This window comes from Flavobacterium sp. Root420, assembly GCF_001427905.1.
In the GTDB taxonomy this organism is placed as follows: Bacteria; Bacteroidota; Bacteroidia; order Flavobacteriales; family Flavobacteriaceae; genus Flavobacterium.
Window position 1 is genome coordinate 1 of record NZ_LMEF01000007.1, and the last position, 15,255, is coordinate 15,255.

The 15,255-nt window shown below is 33.2% G+C and carries 12 protein-coding genes; 4 read left to right on the plus strand and 8 right to left on the minus strand.

What is annotated here, in order from left to right; all coding sequences use genetic code 11:
- Nucleotides 1-162: 162 nt before the first annotated feature.
- Entirely contained in the window at nucleotides 163-1,272 is a 1,110-nt protein-coding gene (locus ASC72_RS06060) for a serine hydrolase (protein ID WP_056188376.1), read from the minus strand.
- Between the two features lie 300 nt (nucleotides 1,273-1,572).
- On the opposite strand from ASC72_RS06060, the gene ASC72_RS06065 reads away from it, so the two are divergent.
- A complete protein-coding gene (locus tag ASC72_RS06065; RefSeq protein ID WP_056188380.1) occupies nucleotides 1,573-2,772 on the plus strand; it encodes a PQQ-binding-like beta-propeller repeat protein in 1,200 nt (399 codons plus the stop codon).
- A gap of 39 nt (nucleotides 2,773-2,811) precedes the next feature.
- Here ASC72_RS06065 and ASC72_RS06070 read toward each other — a convergent pair whose 3' ends face one another.
- From ASC72_RS06070 to ASC72_RS06100, 7 genes are all read right to left on the minus strand, one after another.
- A complete protein-coding gene (locus ASC72_RS06070; protein WP_056188382.1) occupies nucleotides 2,812-3,657 on the minus strand; it encodes a class I SAM-dependent methyltransferase in 846 nt (281 codons plus the stop codon).
- 340 nt (nucleotides 3,658-3,997) lie between these two features.
- On the minus strand, nucleotides 3,998-4,414 hold the full coding sequence (locus ASC72_RS06075; RefSeq protein ID WP_056188384.1) for a VOC family protein: 417 nt from the start codon (nucleotides 4,412-4,414) through the stop codon (nucleotides 3,998-4,000).
- Nucleotides 4,415-4,499: 85 nt separating this feature from the next.
- A complete protein-coding gene (locus tag ASC72_RS06080; RefSeq protein ID WP_056188387.1) occupies nucleotides 4,500-5,003 on the minus strand; it encodes an endonuclease V in 504 nt (167 codons plus the stop codon).
- Between the two features lie 6 nt (nucleotides 5,004-5,009).
- On the minus strand, nucleotides 5,010-5,537 hold the full coding sequence (locus ASC72_RS06085; protein ID WP_056188390.1) for a hypothetical protein: 528 nt from the start codon (nucleotides 5,535-5,537) through the stop codon (nucleotides 5,010-5,012).
- A gap of 37 nt (nucleotides 5,538-5,574) precedes the next feature.
- Nucleotides 5,575-6,372, minus strand: a complete 798-nt coding sequence (locus ASC72_RS06090; protein ID WP_056188392.1) for a DUF5684 domain-containing protein — start codon at nucleotides 6,370-6,372, stop codon at nucleotides 5,575-5,577.
- A gap of 74 nt (nucleotides 6,373-6,446) precedes the next feature.
- Complete coding sequence (locus tag ASC72_RS06095; protein ID WP_056188395.1) at nucleotides 6,447-7,781, minus strand: PAS domain-containing sensor histidine kinase; 1,335 nt, start codon at nucleotides 7,779-7,781, stop codon at nucleotides 6,447-6,449.
- A 2-nt stretch (nucleotides 7,782-7,783) separates the two neighbouring features.
- On the minus strand, nucleotides 7,784-9,133 hold the full coding sequence (locus ASC72_RS06100) for a sigma-54 dependent transcriptional regulator (protein WP_056188399.1): 1,350 nt from the start codon (nucleotides 9,131-9,133) through the stop codon (nucleotides 7,784-7,786).
- A gap of 273 nt (nucleotides 9,134-9,406) precedes the next feature.
- Here ASC72_RS06100 and ASC72_RS06105 point away from each other — a divergent pair, with 273 nt between their 5' ends.
- From ASC72_RS06105 to ASC72_RS06115, 3 genes are read left to right on the plus strand one after another with little or no spacing between them, the layout of a single operon-like run.
- Entirely contained in the window at nucleotides 9,407-10,120 is a 714-nt protein-coding gene (locus ASC72_RS06105) for an ABC transporter ATP-binding protein (RefSeq protein ID WP_082564248.1), read from the plus strand.
- Between the two features lie 4 nt (nucleotides 10,121-10,124).
- Complete coding sequence (locus ASC72_RS06110; RefSeq protein ID WP_056188405.1) at nucleotides 10,125-12,536, plus strand: ABC transporter permease; 2,412 nt, start codon at nucleotides 10,125-10,127, stop codon at nucleotides 12,534-12,536.
- 42 nt (nucleotides 12,537-12,578) lie between these two features.
- Nucleotides 12,579-15,002, plus strand: a complete 2,424-nt coding sequence (locus ASC72_RS06115; RefSeq protein ID WP_056188407.1) for an ABC transporter permease — start codon at nucleotides 12,579-12,581, stop codon at nucleotides 15,000-15,002.
- The last annotated feature ends 253 nt before the right edge of the window (nucleotides 15,003-15,255 follow it).

The window sequence follows — 15,255 nt, forward strand, 5'->3', positions numbered from 1 at the left end:
CGCTTACAACGGATCTTTTTAAATCCCGTTATAAGCGTTTTTTTGTTGTCTAAAAAATAAACCTGATTAAAATAAGGGATGTTTTTCAGTGCCCTCTTATTTCTAATAGCGTTTTTTTATGTTCTAAATTTTCTATAGAAAACAGTTAACAAACCAACAACTCTAATCACCAATATCTGGAATATAAAGCTTTGCTATTTTTTCAATGATTTCTTCCGGAGAGCTGCCTGTAAGATTTGTAAAAAGAATGATTGTAAGATTATCTTTTGGGTAAATAATAAAGGCTGCACGGCCACCGCCTATAGGCGCAACTGCGGGATGGTTTTGTCGGGTAATTACTGGCCAGCCTAAAGCATACGCATTTAAAAGTCCGCCAAAACCATCATAAGATCCATTGTTCAGTTTTACAGGCTCCCAAATAATATCGATATCCTCATTTTTTTTAAGAAGTTTCCCTGATTGCAGACCCATTATCCATTTTGCCATTTCCTCAGCTGTGGTAAATGCACCGGCATCGGTTATCATTTTTGATGGAAATTCTTCATATGTTTCCTTTAATTTAGTTCCCTTTATATTTTCATACGTTATTTTGTCCTGATGATAGTAGCTATACGTAGGGCATTTATTTTGAATTACATCATAGGAATTTCCATAGTATATCTCCTTCATTCCCACGACATCGAACTGATTTTTGCGAACAAATTTTTCAAATCCTACAGCGCTGCATTTTTCAATAATACGTTGCAAAATATAATAGTTGGTAGCATTATAATTAAACTTTTCTCCAACTTCAGATTGTAATGGTAATTTTTTGACCATTAACCACGCTGAATCTTGTCCCTTGTCTCCAATAAGACCTTTCTCATCCTCAATATCCGGAAGCCCGGATGTATGGCTCATCAATTGTTTTATTGTTATTTTTTTCCAATTTTCGGGAATAGAGTCTATATATTGGGAAATACGATCATTAATATTGAGTTTATTTTGCTCTTGTAATTGCATTATAGCAACTGAGGTAAAAACTTTAGAGATAGAATTTATCGAAAAGATGGTATTCGTTTTCACAGGTATTGAAAATGCTATGTTAGCAACTCCAACTGCTTCGGATAATAGAATCTTATTGTCTTTAAGGACAACCAGCTGGCAGCCAGGAATTTTTTTCTCCTCCATTTCTTTTTTGAGGCAGTTAATAATTTCCTTTTTTTTATTTTGAGATAAAACCAAATTGCCGGAAAAAATTACTATCAATAAAATATAAATTTTAATTCTCATTATAGTGTTAGGTTTCTCAAAGTTACATATTTATATATTAGTCTAAAATTAATTCAATTCGGCAAAACTGTAAAGGGATAAAGTTGACAAACTAGTCAGGAATTATTTCAGCAAAGCTTCTTAAAATCGTGTATAAAATGGTTCGTAAACAGGTTCTTAAGAACCCTTAACCTATAAAACTCTATAATATTTTTTCACTATATTTGACCTGAATACTGGTTTGCTTATTAACTTCAAAGTAATAAATATCAATACATTAACCAATACTCAATCAATTTTTATAAACCCCAAATTTTAAAAATGAGAAAAAACCTAATTGCGCTCTTATTTGTATTTACTGTTCTAAATATGTCTGGGCAAACGCCAACCCTTTCACAACCTGTCGAAACTAGTGCTACTAATACAGTTTCAGCCATTAGTGATGTGGTCACTAATAAAACCATAAGTCCGGTTAAAAAAGTTCCGTTAGACGAAGCTTTAATCCTAATTTATGATTATGATGGTACCCTTTTTACATTTGATTTAGAATCTGAAACAATTGCCTGGACTGTAAAAGCTACAGATTCACATACTGAAATGTGTGCCAATAAAGTAACACTAAATGATGGAGTTCTATACGTTCCGTTTATTAATGGCGAAATTTTTGCGATTGATAACCAAACCGGTGCTGTTTTTTGGAAATCAAGAATAGGCAATAGCACAGATCAAATTGTTTTAAAAGATCAAATTCCAATTATACAGGATGGGAAACTGTTTATAACAGCTCAAAATCAAAATATTTATGCTCTTAATTTAAAAGACGGCAGTTTACTATGGAACTACAAGCTGGATTCGCCAAATAACGATATTCCGGTTCTCTTTTTTGACAACAAAGTTTTTACCCAAAGCGGGAACTATTTATATAGTTTTGATGCCAATACAGGAAAACTTATTTATCAAAAAGACTTTGGAGAAACGATGCACGGAAAACCAGTTACAGATGGTGAAAATGTATTTATAGCAAATGAAAAAAATGTGCTTTTTGCTTTAAGTTCTACTAAACCAGATATTTTATGGCAATTTAAATTCGATGAAAATCAACATAATGTTAAGGAACGTATATTTTGCAAAGACAAAAAAATATATTTGGCAGCACAAGGCCCGGAAGTTTCTTCTGTATACGCTGTTGATTCAAAAACAGGAACTCAGCTTTGGAAAACGGATTTTAAAAATGAAACTATCGAATACATCATTGAAGAAAGTGATAATATTTGGGGCTATACCCGTAAAGCGAAATTTTTTCAATTGGACATAACTAATGGTGAGATAGCAGCCGAAGCAAAATTAACAACCCAGCCTATTTCAAATTTTGAATTTCCGGTTGATGAGTCCTTGTTTTATTATTCAGATGCCGCTTTAATTCAACTTGATTTAAAAACCAAAGATGAAAACGAAGTTTATTTGAGAACTTCAATTAAGGACAATGCTTATAGTGCATATGTAAAGATAATTCGACAATAAAAAAAGAAGCTGTCTCGATAATGAGGCAGCTTCTTTTTTTTATTTCTCTCCATAAATCACCAAAGCACTTGAGTCAATTACAATATTCCCGTCCGGAAATTTTTCATTAACTGCGGCATACGTTTCGGTTTTTATTTTTTCTTTCATAGTATCATTGGCATTTGCAAGAGCAGCAACTATAGGAGCAGCAACTTCTGTCTGCATACCCCAATAAGCATCGACTGTTTTGCAGTTCAATTTTCCTGACACTTCTACCTGAGAAACATTCTTCAATCCGGCTTGCAAAAATAAATCTGAAATAAATCCGTCTTTGGCACAACGAAATATCCCCGGCGAACCTGGAGGCGGGGCCGGAAGCTCCATATTTCTGTTTATTGTTCCCATAGTAGCAGTGACCCAAAAATTCTTTTCGGGAACATTCCAGACAGCCGTAGCAATTCTTCCTCCGGGTTTAAGAACACGAACCATCTCTTTGGCGGCTAATAGCATGTCTGGAAAAAACATAAATCCAAATCGACAACTTATAGCGTCAAATGTATTATCAGGAAAAGGAAGTTCACACACATCGCAGGTAACGGTTTCAATATTTTTAATACCTCTTGAAGCTGCATTTTCACGGGCTATTGCCAGCATGTCATCAGCAAGATCCGTCATGATTACTTTACCTCCGGATAATTTTTCAGCAATGGTCAATGCGGGCTCTCCAGTGCCCGACGCAACATCGAGGATAAGATCATTATGCTGTGGGTTTAATAACCGAATTATTTCATCTCCCATGGGTTTTAAAAAATCCATTACGAGTTCATCCCATTTCTTCCAGCCTCCTGAAAATTTGTTCCAGGATTGCTTTTGTTGATCACGAATTTGTTCTAGGTCTTGTTCCATTTTCTTAAATTTTTGATGTTTAATAGAATTCTTTCTTCCAATGTGAGAATGGCGTACAACTAATTAATACCAACAATAAAAACAAATCAAATGAAGGAAGTATATGGTATGGAAGAAGATATTTTTTAATAAACAAAGATACAAAATATTAAAAATACAAATCATTGATTATCAGTTTATTAATTTGAATTAATTTCTTCAAATCTTTTGTAAAATGCTTTATCAACCATTGTAAACCACCAAAAACTCCATAATTTGAAATACCCCCAGACAATGTCTAACTTCTTGGGGCATTTCAAATTATGGAGTTTTTTATGAAATTATATGAAAACTATTCTTTTTACATCGGTTCCCAAAGTTCTATTTTATTGCCATCGGCATCCATGATATGAACAAATTTTCCGTAATCGTAAGTGGCAACTTCATCCAGAATGGTTACTCCGTTTTCTTTTAGATTTTCCAAAAGTCCTTCAAGATTCTGAACTCTGTAATTAATCATAAACTCTTTTTTGGACGGTGCAAAATAGTCATCTCCCTTCTTAAAAGTACTCCACTGAAGTGCTTCGATTTCATCCGGATTATTAATGTTTCTGGACTTAAAAGTCGAACCCCAATCATTTACATCTAGTCCTAAATTTTTCGCATACCAATCTTTTGTCTCTTTCGGATTATCTGAAAAAAAGAAAATCCCGCCAATTCCTGTCACTTTTGGTGTTTTATCAGAAACTGAGTTGTCTGATTTTTTTGAGTCTTCCATAGTTTTTGATTTTAGTTATAGTCTTACAAATTTAAGACATATAGCATTTTATATTACTTAAGATGAATTAAATCTTCGTATGCACTTATATTTCCTTTGTTAACCGGTCCATTTCTTTTAGCAAAGTTGGCATTCTAAATTCGCCGGCCATACTTTCCACTTTTTGGAAAGCATCATCCAATTCAATTCCAATTGCCGTAACATATAACGGTTTCTGACTATCGCCTCTAAATAAACTTCTTTTATCTTTTTCTATTGATGCAAAATTGGTTTTAGCAACGCCAATTATTGGAATTTCCTGATTCAGTTTTTCGTATAAATGACCTCCTAAACCATATTTCTTTTCATCATCTAAATAAACAAATCCGTCCACCACAATTGCTTCGACCTTTTTTAAATCGATTTGATTTAATAAACTCAAAATACAAGGCAGTTCTCTTTTGTAAAATTCTCCCGGAATATATTCTGCTACATTATCTATTATTTCTGTGTGAATTTTGAAATCTGTACTTTGATTCCATTCCTGAAATTCCAGACAAACAGTTTTTGCTTTTCCGTCAAAGTAGTAAGTATCGAATGCTACTATCATAAAAATTTAATCTTTATCGGGATAAAACATTTTACCGATTAGGTATTGAAATCCAAAGCCAACAATGAAGCAAATTCCTAGTGGCAACAAGAGCTCAATATATCTGAATTCACTTCTGTTTCCAAAGAAAAAATTAAATGTTACAGGAAATAATCCTGCAATAATTATCGAACGAATCATTCCTGCCAAAGGCTTTTCATTGTATCCCAAATAGCCTGCAATTCCGCACACGATAGCTACAAACAAATACCAGGCTGGATTCGTAACTCCAAATACAGAACCAGAAACAGAAGCAAACAATACAACACAATCTGCAATATGTTTTTCTTTTTCGTTTTCTTTCTTTTCTTCTGCGTCTCTAAAAAGCTCTTCCCTATATTCTTTAATGACTTTATTGACAAGATATTCTGCGGTATATTCATCAAATCCGGCAACTATTAATTTGATAACCTGATTTTCGATTGCGACTTTATCTTCTTTTAAGTGGGCTTCTTTTATGACTTCTATTTGTTGGGGAGAAAGCTTTTTTTCCATAAATTTTATTTCGGATTAAAATATAATGATAGCCGATTTATACTGTTACAGGAATTTCGTTTTCATTAAAACTCACTTTTCCATAAAACACAGAAGGCAACAATGTCATTCCGAGAGCTAATTTGGAATCAAATCCATTTTCTTTAGCAATTTTTTTATTAATGGAATACAGAAAAAAGTATCTGACAAATGGAATAAATACCAATATAATCCAAAGAACAGGTTTTTCGGCAATTTTCAGCAATGTCAATTTATTAAGAATCGGAATTACGCTATACCATTTATTTTGTCCGTATTTTTTGAAAAGAAAAAACAGATTGAATAAATAAAGTACAATCAACAGAACAAATAATTTATTTTGCATTACATTTAAAACTCCAAAGAAATCACCTGAGATTAGTGAATTAAAGAGATTTTGAACAGGGAAAAGAATCGACCCATAAAAAAAGTTAAACTGAGGTTCCATCAACATAAATGGCCGGTCGAAAAGACCCAGTAGCCCTTCGCCATGCGGAATATGAATACTCTCATAGAATATTTTAAAAAAGCTAAAATCAATTAGATAATTTAAAAGATCCGTCAAAAACAAAACAAAAAAAGAAATCACTAAAATATCCTTATAATTGTTTCCGAGTTTAAGATATTCTAAATAGGCTTTTACAATTAAAAAGGCGAAAAAAATCTGATAGAAATATTTAACGTAACTAAAAGGTGTTACTGTCGGAAAATATTTTTCATCTAACGATAAGTGATCATTTATTTTCAATAAAAGGACAAACACAGAAAAAAATAACGAATATTTTAAGGCAATTTTAAGATCAAGTTTTAAATTCATTTATTGGAAGGTTTTAGTTTTTGGTTGGTTTGTTAATGCTAATATAATTTTATTTTTCTTTAAATTCTTAAAAATCAATTTTCCACCAAACAAATCTCAAAACTAGTATTTCCAACTTCACTTTTATACGAAATATAACCGCCGTGCGCTTCAATAATATTTTTGGATAAAGTCAGGCCAATTCCGGCACCTTCGTTTCGTGTCGTAAAAAATGGCAGGAATATTTTGTCTTCTATTTCTTTTTCGATTCCGCGTCCGTTGTCCGTAATTCTGATGAAAGTTCGATTGTCTTTGGCTTCCGCCGAAATTAAAATCTGTTTTTGAGGAATGTCTTTTAAAGCATGAATGCAATTCGTTAATAAGTTGATCAGCACCTGCTCGATTTGCTGTGCATCTACATTAATCGAACTTTTAAACCCAATTCCTTTTACAACTTCAATTCCTTTTTCCTTAAACAACGGATTCATAACCTGAATGCCATTATCAATCAAATGCTGTAATTCTATTTTTTCTTTTTTGGGAGAAGGCAGCATCGCGAGTTTTCGGTAACCTTCAACAAATTTTTGCAGATGATCACTTCGTCTCAACATCGTTTCGACACTGTTTTTTACATCTTCTAAATCTTCTGCCGATAAAGAATCTTGTTCTACTAAATCCTGTAGATTCTGGCAAATTGATCGAATTGGCGTTATCGAATTTAATAGCTCATGCGAAATCACTTTCATCAAATTTACCCAGGCATCTTTCTCTTTTTTTTCCACTACATTTTGAATGGAATCCAGCAAAACAATAAAATAATCTTTTTCAAATATTTCTGTTCTTGAAGCCTGCAAAACAAAGGTTTGCTTGTTTTGCTCATTAATACTGATTTCTACAGAAGTTTTTACTTCCTGAAAATCATCTTCTTCAATAATTTCACATAACGATGGCAACTGATTTTTGAGGTATTTCCATTTTGAAACCTTCGGAACATTAAATTGTTTCGAAAAATATTCATTCATTAAAAAGATATCCCAATCCGAATCCTGTTTTTGCAAAATGATGATTCCGGTTTCGATATTATTTAAAATCGAACGGTAAATAATGTCTTTTGAAACCTGCTCGTTTTGTTTGTTTTTCAGTGTATCATATAATTGAAATAAATCATTGTAGCTTGTGTTGAATTTATGATTAGAAAAATCGGAAGTAAAATCATTCTGCAGGATGGAAGCAATCGTTTTATCGTAAAGCAAAACAAAATTCCGAACATAAAAATACATTTCGCGAATCAGCAAAAAGACAACAAATAGCCCGAAGACACCCGTAAAAAGCAAATCTATTTTAAAAAAATAAATAGCGATTTCGATCATGATAACAATCGCAATCAATCTTAAAAACAGTAGCTTGTATGTCTGAAATGTTTTAAACATAATTAATTAAGATTGATGTTGTATTTCTCTAAACGGCGGTACAAAGCCCCTCTTGACAAACCCAATTCTTCAGCTGTTTTGCTGATATTATTATTGTTCTTCAGCAAAGCCCTTTCAACCGCAGCTTTCTCTACAGAAGAAAGCTGAATATCATCCGCATTTTCTTCGTAAGTCGTGATGGTTTCTAAATCTAAATCAGCAACCGTGATTTTATTGTTTTCACAAAGAATAACGGCGCGTTCAATTTTATTTTCCATTTCGCGGATATTTCCGTTCCAGGCATGTTTTTCAATTTGTTCCAAAACTTTTTTGTCGAAAGTAATTTCGTCTCTTCCGTATTTTGAAATCATTTTTTCTAAAAGATATTCGGCTAGCGGGATTTTATCTTCATTTCGTTCGCGCAACGGAGGCAAAACAATTTCCATGGTATTGATTCGGTAATACAAATCTTCCCTGAAATTTTTATCGGCTACTTCTAACTTTAAATTTAAATTGGTTGCGGTAATAATTCTAACGTTTAAAGGTCTGGGTTTGGTTTCTCCTAATCTTGTTACGGTTTTGGTTTGAATAACCTGTAAAAGCTTTGATTGCAGATGCAACGGAACATTCCCTATTTCATCTAAAAATATAGTTCCGTTTTGCGCCATTTCAAAACGTCCGGGCGTGTCCAGTTTGGCATCTGTAAAAGCACCTTTGGCATATCCGAACAATTCACTTTCGAAAATATTCGAATTCAACGAACCTAAATCAACCGCTACAAAAGGATTATTTTTTCTTTCAGACTGACTAAAAATATGATGCGCCAACACAAATTTCCCGGTTCCGTTTTCACCCAGAATTAAAACATTTGCATCTGTTTTCGCTACTTTATCAGCAAGGGAATACGCTTTTTTAATAATCTCAGAAGTTCCAACAAAAAAGTCATTTTCGACTTCGATGCTCTTGGTTTTCTTTTGATCTTTTCTGGATTTATCAACAGCTTGTTTTACAGATTTCAGCAGTTTTTTGTTTTCCCAGGGTTTCAGGATATAATCAAAAGCACCATTTTTTAAACCTTCAACGGCTGTTTCAACCTTCCCGAAAGCGGTCATTAAAATTACAACGGTTTTTGGCGAAAGCGTTTTTATTTCTTTCAATAAATACAAACCCTCCCTTCCATCTTCAAAACCAATTCGGTAATTCATGTCCAATAAAACGACATCGATAGTTTTTTTCGACAATAATTCGACAATATTTTTCGGATTATTGAGTGTATAAATGTCTTCAAAATACTTTTTCAGGAACACTTTCGACGCAAAAAGGATGTCTTCCTGATCGTCGATGATTAAAATTGAAGCATTTGTTTTTTTCATTGTTGTTCGGTTTTGGACGAAAGCTGTCCAAAAATGGACAGTTTTGATTTCTCTTAAAAAATAAAATTTTAAAAATAAGACAGTTACAATCTTTAAATTTTTGGCATGAAAATCACATTAAGACTAACAAATCATCAAATATGTGAAACATTATTGTTGGTAAAAGTAACAAAAATAGAGAGCTAACAACTATATTGTGAATTATCTTAATTTCGAATTTGTTTCTATTACTTCAATAAAAATTATTAAAAACATCAATCTAAAACAACAATTATGATCAACATTACAAAACTTTCAAAAATTTTTAGAACCGAAGAAGTAGAAACAAATGCGCTAAGCGAAATTTCATTAACCGTAAACGAAGGCGATTTTATATCCATCATGGGACCGTCCGGAAGCGGAAAATCAACTTTATTAAATATCATTGGTTTACTGGACAGTGCTTCTGGTGGAAGTTATCAATTATTGGGTCAGGAAATGATTGGCACAAAAGAAAAAGCAAAATCAAAAGCCAGAAAAGAAAACATCGGTTTCATCTTTCAGAATTTTAATTTAATTGATGAATTAACTGTTTTTGATAATATCGAATTACCTCTTATTTACAACAACGTTCCTGCATCTGAAAGAAAGAAAAAAGTACAGGATATTGCCACTATATTAAATATTTCGCACCGTTTGAAACATTATCCGCAACAACTTTCCGGAGGTCAGCAACAACGTGTGGCCGTTGCAAGAGCATTAATCAATGACCCAAAAATTATTTTGGCCGATGAACCTACAGGAAATCTGGACAGTAAAAATGGTAATGAAGTAATGGAATTATTGACAGATCTGCATGCCAGCGGTTCTACCATTTTGATGGTTACCCACTCCGATTACGATGCTTCTTTCTCTCAAAAAACTATTTTGATGAAAGACGGGATTATACTTTCTGAAAAAGTGAACAATAGAAATGTCGATGTTTTTGCAGCAACTCTAAACAACTAAAGTCATGCTAAAAAACTGGACCAACATATTTATATACCACATCAAAAACAACAAGCTTTTTACAACTTTGAATGTTTTGGGTTTGAGTATTGGAATTGCGGGATTGATTTTCGCAATTTTGTATTGGAATGAGGAACATTCCTATGACCAATGGAATCCCGAAAAAGATAAAATCTATTCGGTAATGAGTAATCTTGGAGGCGGAAATATCTGGGCTGTATCTTCAGCAGTTCCAGCCCCTATTTTAAAATCGACCACTTCGTACTTAGATGAATATTGTTATTTTAGAAATAATTACTCGAAGGAAACGATACAATATCAGGGAAAAACAGAGTTAGTTGATAAGATTCTTACGGCACAAAGCAGTTTCTTTTCTTTTTTTCCTTTCGAATTTATTCGCGGCAGCGCAAAAAGTGCTATTCACGATCGCAACAGCATTGCAATTTCTGAAGAAACGGCTTCACGGTTGTTTAAAGACGAAAATCCGATGGGGAAACAAGTCAGATATGCTGAACGAATTTTCGTTGTTCGGGGAGTGTATCGATTATCAGACAAATCTTCCGTGATGCCTTCTGCCGTTACAACGATAATAGAAGAGGATTTAGAAAAAAACAGAGAAAGCTGGGGTTTGAATTATGGATTAATGCTTAAACTAAAAAAGCAAAGTGACACAACTGCAGTTATTAAAAAACTGGATCAGATCTATCTTGAAGAAAACTACAAAAAACAGGCAAAGAAAGAAGGTTTATCTCTCGAAGCGTTTATAAAAAGATACGGCAAACCTCTTAAAGCAGAGTTATTGCCCCTTACCAAAGCAAGACTGTATCAGGGAAATACCCCGTTTGCGGAAGGAAATGCTAATGTGATTTTTTTGCGAATACTGGTAGGTTTATCGATACTTATTTTGTTATTATCGATTGCCAATTACATTAATCTCGCCACTGCAAATGCTGTAAAACGTGCTAAAGAAGTAGGTATCAGAAAAGTTATTGGTGCCTCAAAATTGCAAATTGTTGTTCAATTTGTATTTGAAACCATACTGATTACGCTTTTTTCCGTATTGCTGGCATTGGTAATCGTAGAACTTTCACTGCCTTTTTACAACGCTTTACTAAACAAAAACCTCATTCTGATCGGAAGCCAATTCTATCTTCAATTAGTATTGGTTTTCATTCTTGTTGTTTTTGTTTCCGGTGTTATTCCTGTGATCTACATCTCCAATTTTGAAGTGTTGAAAGTTTTAAAAGGAAACTATTCGAGGAGCAAAAGCGGTGTATGGCTTCGTAATGGAATGTTGATTTTACAATTTGCTATTGCCACTTTTTTTATCATTGGCTCTTTTATTGTGTACCAACAGGTAAATTTTATGGCTGAAAAAGATTTAGGTTTTAAAGGATCGCAAGTCATAGATATTTCATTTAAGTCTAAAAAAGGAAGAGGACAATTTGAAAGATATAAAGCAATTCAGCAAGAACTTCAAAAAATTACTGGTGTTGAAGCTGTTTCTACAGGATCATTTTCTATTGGAGGTATAGAAAATTCATGGGCTGGTTTACATTACAAAAGTCATCCGGAGGTCATAACTCAGCAAATGGGCGTTGATTTTGGAATGCTGAAGCTGCTGAACATACAAGTGATAAAAGGACGTGATTTAACCGAAAAAATTTCCTCAGACACAATTTCAAATGTTTTATTAAATGAAACTGCAGCGAAAACATTACTGGAGAAAGACCCGATAAATAAGATAGTCAACTGGCAGGATGGCAATTACAGGGTAGTCGGAATTGTAAAAGACTTTAATTATTTTGGGCTTGAAAACCAAATTGGCCCAATGATTTTCTTTCACATTAAAACACAATTATGGACTCAAAATGAAATCCATACGGTCGCCGTTAAAATTTCTCCAAATAATATGTCTCAAACCATTGAAGATATTGGAAAGTTTTGGAAAACAAAGGTCGATGCCGAATATCCTTTTGAATACAATTTTGTGGATAGAAACTTTGCCAGAACGTATAAAAAATATCAGAACCAAAGTCAGTTATTTTCACTCTTAAACGGAATTGTTCTTCTAATCGCTGTTTTCGGACTATTTGCTTTAGCTTCCTTTTCTATGGAAAGAAGGTTGAGAGAAATTGCTATCAGAAAAACATTAGGAGCTGAAACCAACATTTTACTGAAGGATTTATCGAAACAATATGTGATTTTCTGTCTGATTGGTTTTTTCATCGGAATCATTCCAGCCTATCTTTTACTGCGAAAATGGCTTGAAAACTTTGCTTTCAGAATTGATATTCCTGTCCTTCCTTTTTTTGTTGCTCTTATTTCTTTAATGTTTTTGACCTTAACTATTGTTTTGGCAAAAGCCTATCAGGTAACCAAAATTGACGTTTTAAAATATCTGAAATATGAATAAAAAGAAGGCACTTCTTTTTATTCTTAACTCCATAACCAAACTATGATACTAAACTATATCAATATATTTATTTACCAATTAAAGCACAACAAACTGTTTTCGTTCCTTAATATTCTGGGATTATCAATGGGAATTGCGGGTGTAATTTTCGCCCTGCTTCATTGGAACGACGAACACAGTTACAATGAATGGAATTCTGAAAAAGACAAGGTTTATCAGGTTTTGGTTCAGCTAAGTGACATGCCTGCTGTTGCCGAGAATTCGGTTCGCTTAAAAGCCCATTTAGAAAATGATCCAAATGTAGAAACTATTGTTTATGCCGATAGCTGGTATCAGAAAGATAAAATCAGCTATAACGGAAAAAAGGAATTCATTGATAAAATCATCAATGTCGAAAAGGATTTCTTTTCTCTTTTTCCATTTGAGATTATTCATGGAAATGCAATTTCGGCTTTGAAAGACGGAACAAGTATTGCCCTTTCTGAGGCTATTTCCAAACGAATTTTTGGCACTGAAAACCCTATTGGCAAACAAATAAATTGTCTTAATGCCATGTATACCGTTCGCGCTGTATATCGCATTCCCGGAAGTTCCTCCATTGCCCCAAATGTCATTTTAAATCAAATGAAAGATTTGACAGATTTGACTAAAAACAATGGTCTTTTTGTTTTAAAAATACTTTTGAAAGTAAAAGACCCTTCAAAAGTAGATGCGACAATCCGAATGCTGGAAAAAGTTTATTATGATGAAATCATTGTGAAAAGTTCCAGGGAAGCCGGAATGTCACCAGCCGAAATGGAAAAGAAAGTGGGACACTTTAAAGTTTTTATGGAACCACTTTCAAAAGCCAGATTACATTCAATTGTTGAGGGTTATCCGGAAGGAAGAGGGAATTATCAATTTCTGCTAATCATGGCCGGTTTATCGGTTTTGATTCTAATTTTATCGATTGTCAATTATATCAATATGGCAACTGCCAATGCCATAAAAAGAGCCAAAGAAGTTGGAATCCGCAAAATTTTGGGTGCATCAAAAAGTGATATTATTTTGCAGTTTATTTTTGAAACCGTATTGATCAGTTTGTTTTCGATTTTATTGGCTTTAGTTATTGTAGAATTATCTTTGCCTTATTACAACAACTTCTTAGGCAAAGATCTTATGATTGTTGGCGGACAATTTTATCTCCAATTAATTTTGATTTTTATTGTCACTATTTTAGTTGCAGGAATATTTCCGGCCATTTATGTTTCGAATTTTGAAACCATAAAAGTATTGAAAGGCAACTTCTCAAGAAGTAAAAATGGAATCTGGTTTCGAAACGGCATGCTGATTTTTCAATTTGCCATCGCTTCTTTTTTTATCATTGGTTCTAATATCGTATACGAGCAAATACAATATTTAACCCATAAAGATTTAGGTTTTAAAGGCGATCAGGTTCTGGCCATTTCATTACATCTTCCTTCTTCTTATTATGAAGGTAAAGAAATTGGAAAGAAGATTTTCAGCCGATACAATACCATAAAAGAAGAACTGTCTAAAATAAAAGGTGTCGATAACGTTTCGACAGGATTACTTTCATTTAATGGAACTGACAATTCTTTAGCGCCAGTTTGGTATCAGGAACAACTGTTCAAACAAAAGGCAATTGGAGTCGATTTTGGAATGTTTGACCTAATGAAAATCAAAGTGCTGAAAGGACGGGATTTCGACAGCAAGTTGGCTTCAGATACTACTAATTCTGTTTTGATAAATGAAACTGCTCTGAAACTGATGAACATTAAAGATCCTATTAATACTGAAATTAAAATCGGAAATCAGCCGATGAAAATTATAGGTATCGTAAAAGATTTTAATTTATTAAGTCCAGAAGTTGCCGTTGTACCCATGACTTTTTTCCATATCAAAGCCTTAGATATGGCGGAGAGTATGAATGTAGTGTATGTCAAACTAAAATCAGATCAGATTGAAAATAGCATTGCCGATATCGAGAAATTCTGGAACACCAAAGTAGATACCGAATATCCTTTTCAATATGATTTTGTAGACAAGCAATATGCAAGAACTTATGAAACCTACACGAAGCAAAAGAACTTGTTTTCACTTTTAAATATAATTGTAATCGCGATAGCCTTATTTGGTTTGTTCGCACTGGCTTCTTACTCCATACAAAGACGAATGAAGGAAATCGCAATCAGAAAAACACTTGGCGCGGAAACGAATGTTTTATTGAAAGAATTATCCAAACAGTACATTTTGTATTGCATTATTGGTTTTATAATAGCCTTGTTTCCGGTTTATTATTTACTGAACAAATGGCTGGAGAATTTTGCATTTAGAATAGATATCAGCTTATTTCCTTTCCTTTTAGGCTTTACTGTTTTATTAATTCTGACTTTACTTATTGTTCTTTCAAGAGCTTATTCTGCTACGAAAACAGATGTTTTACAGTATTTGAAATATGAATAGAATCATCTTACTTTTTGTAATTTTAATTCATTAAAAACAGAAAACTCCATCAGCCGCGGCTGATGGAGTTTTTGATATTTTATTTTGAGATTTAAACATTTCGCTCTTATGGAGCTTTTAATAAATTGGTTAATTCTTTTCTATAAATATTTCGCTCTTCCAGAGCTAAAAATCTTCTATCGTATATTTTGAAAACTCCAGTGGAGTGTAATATTTATAGAAAATAATAAAGATTAGGATCAAAGCCCCAAAG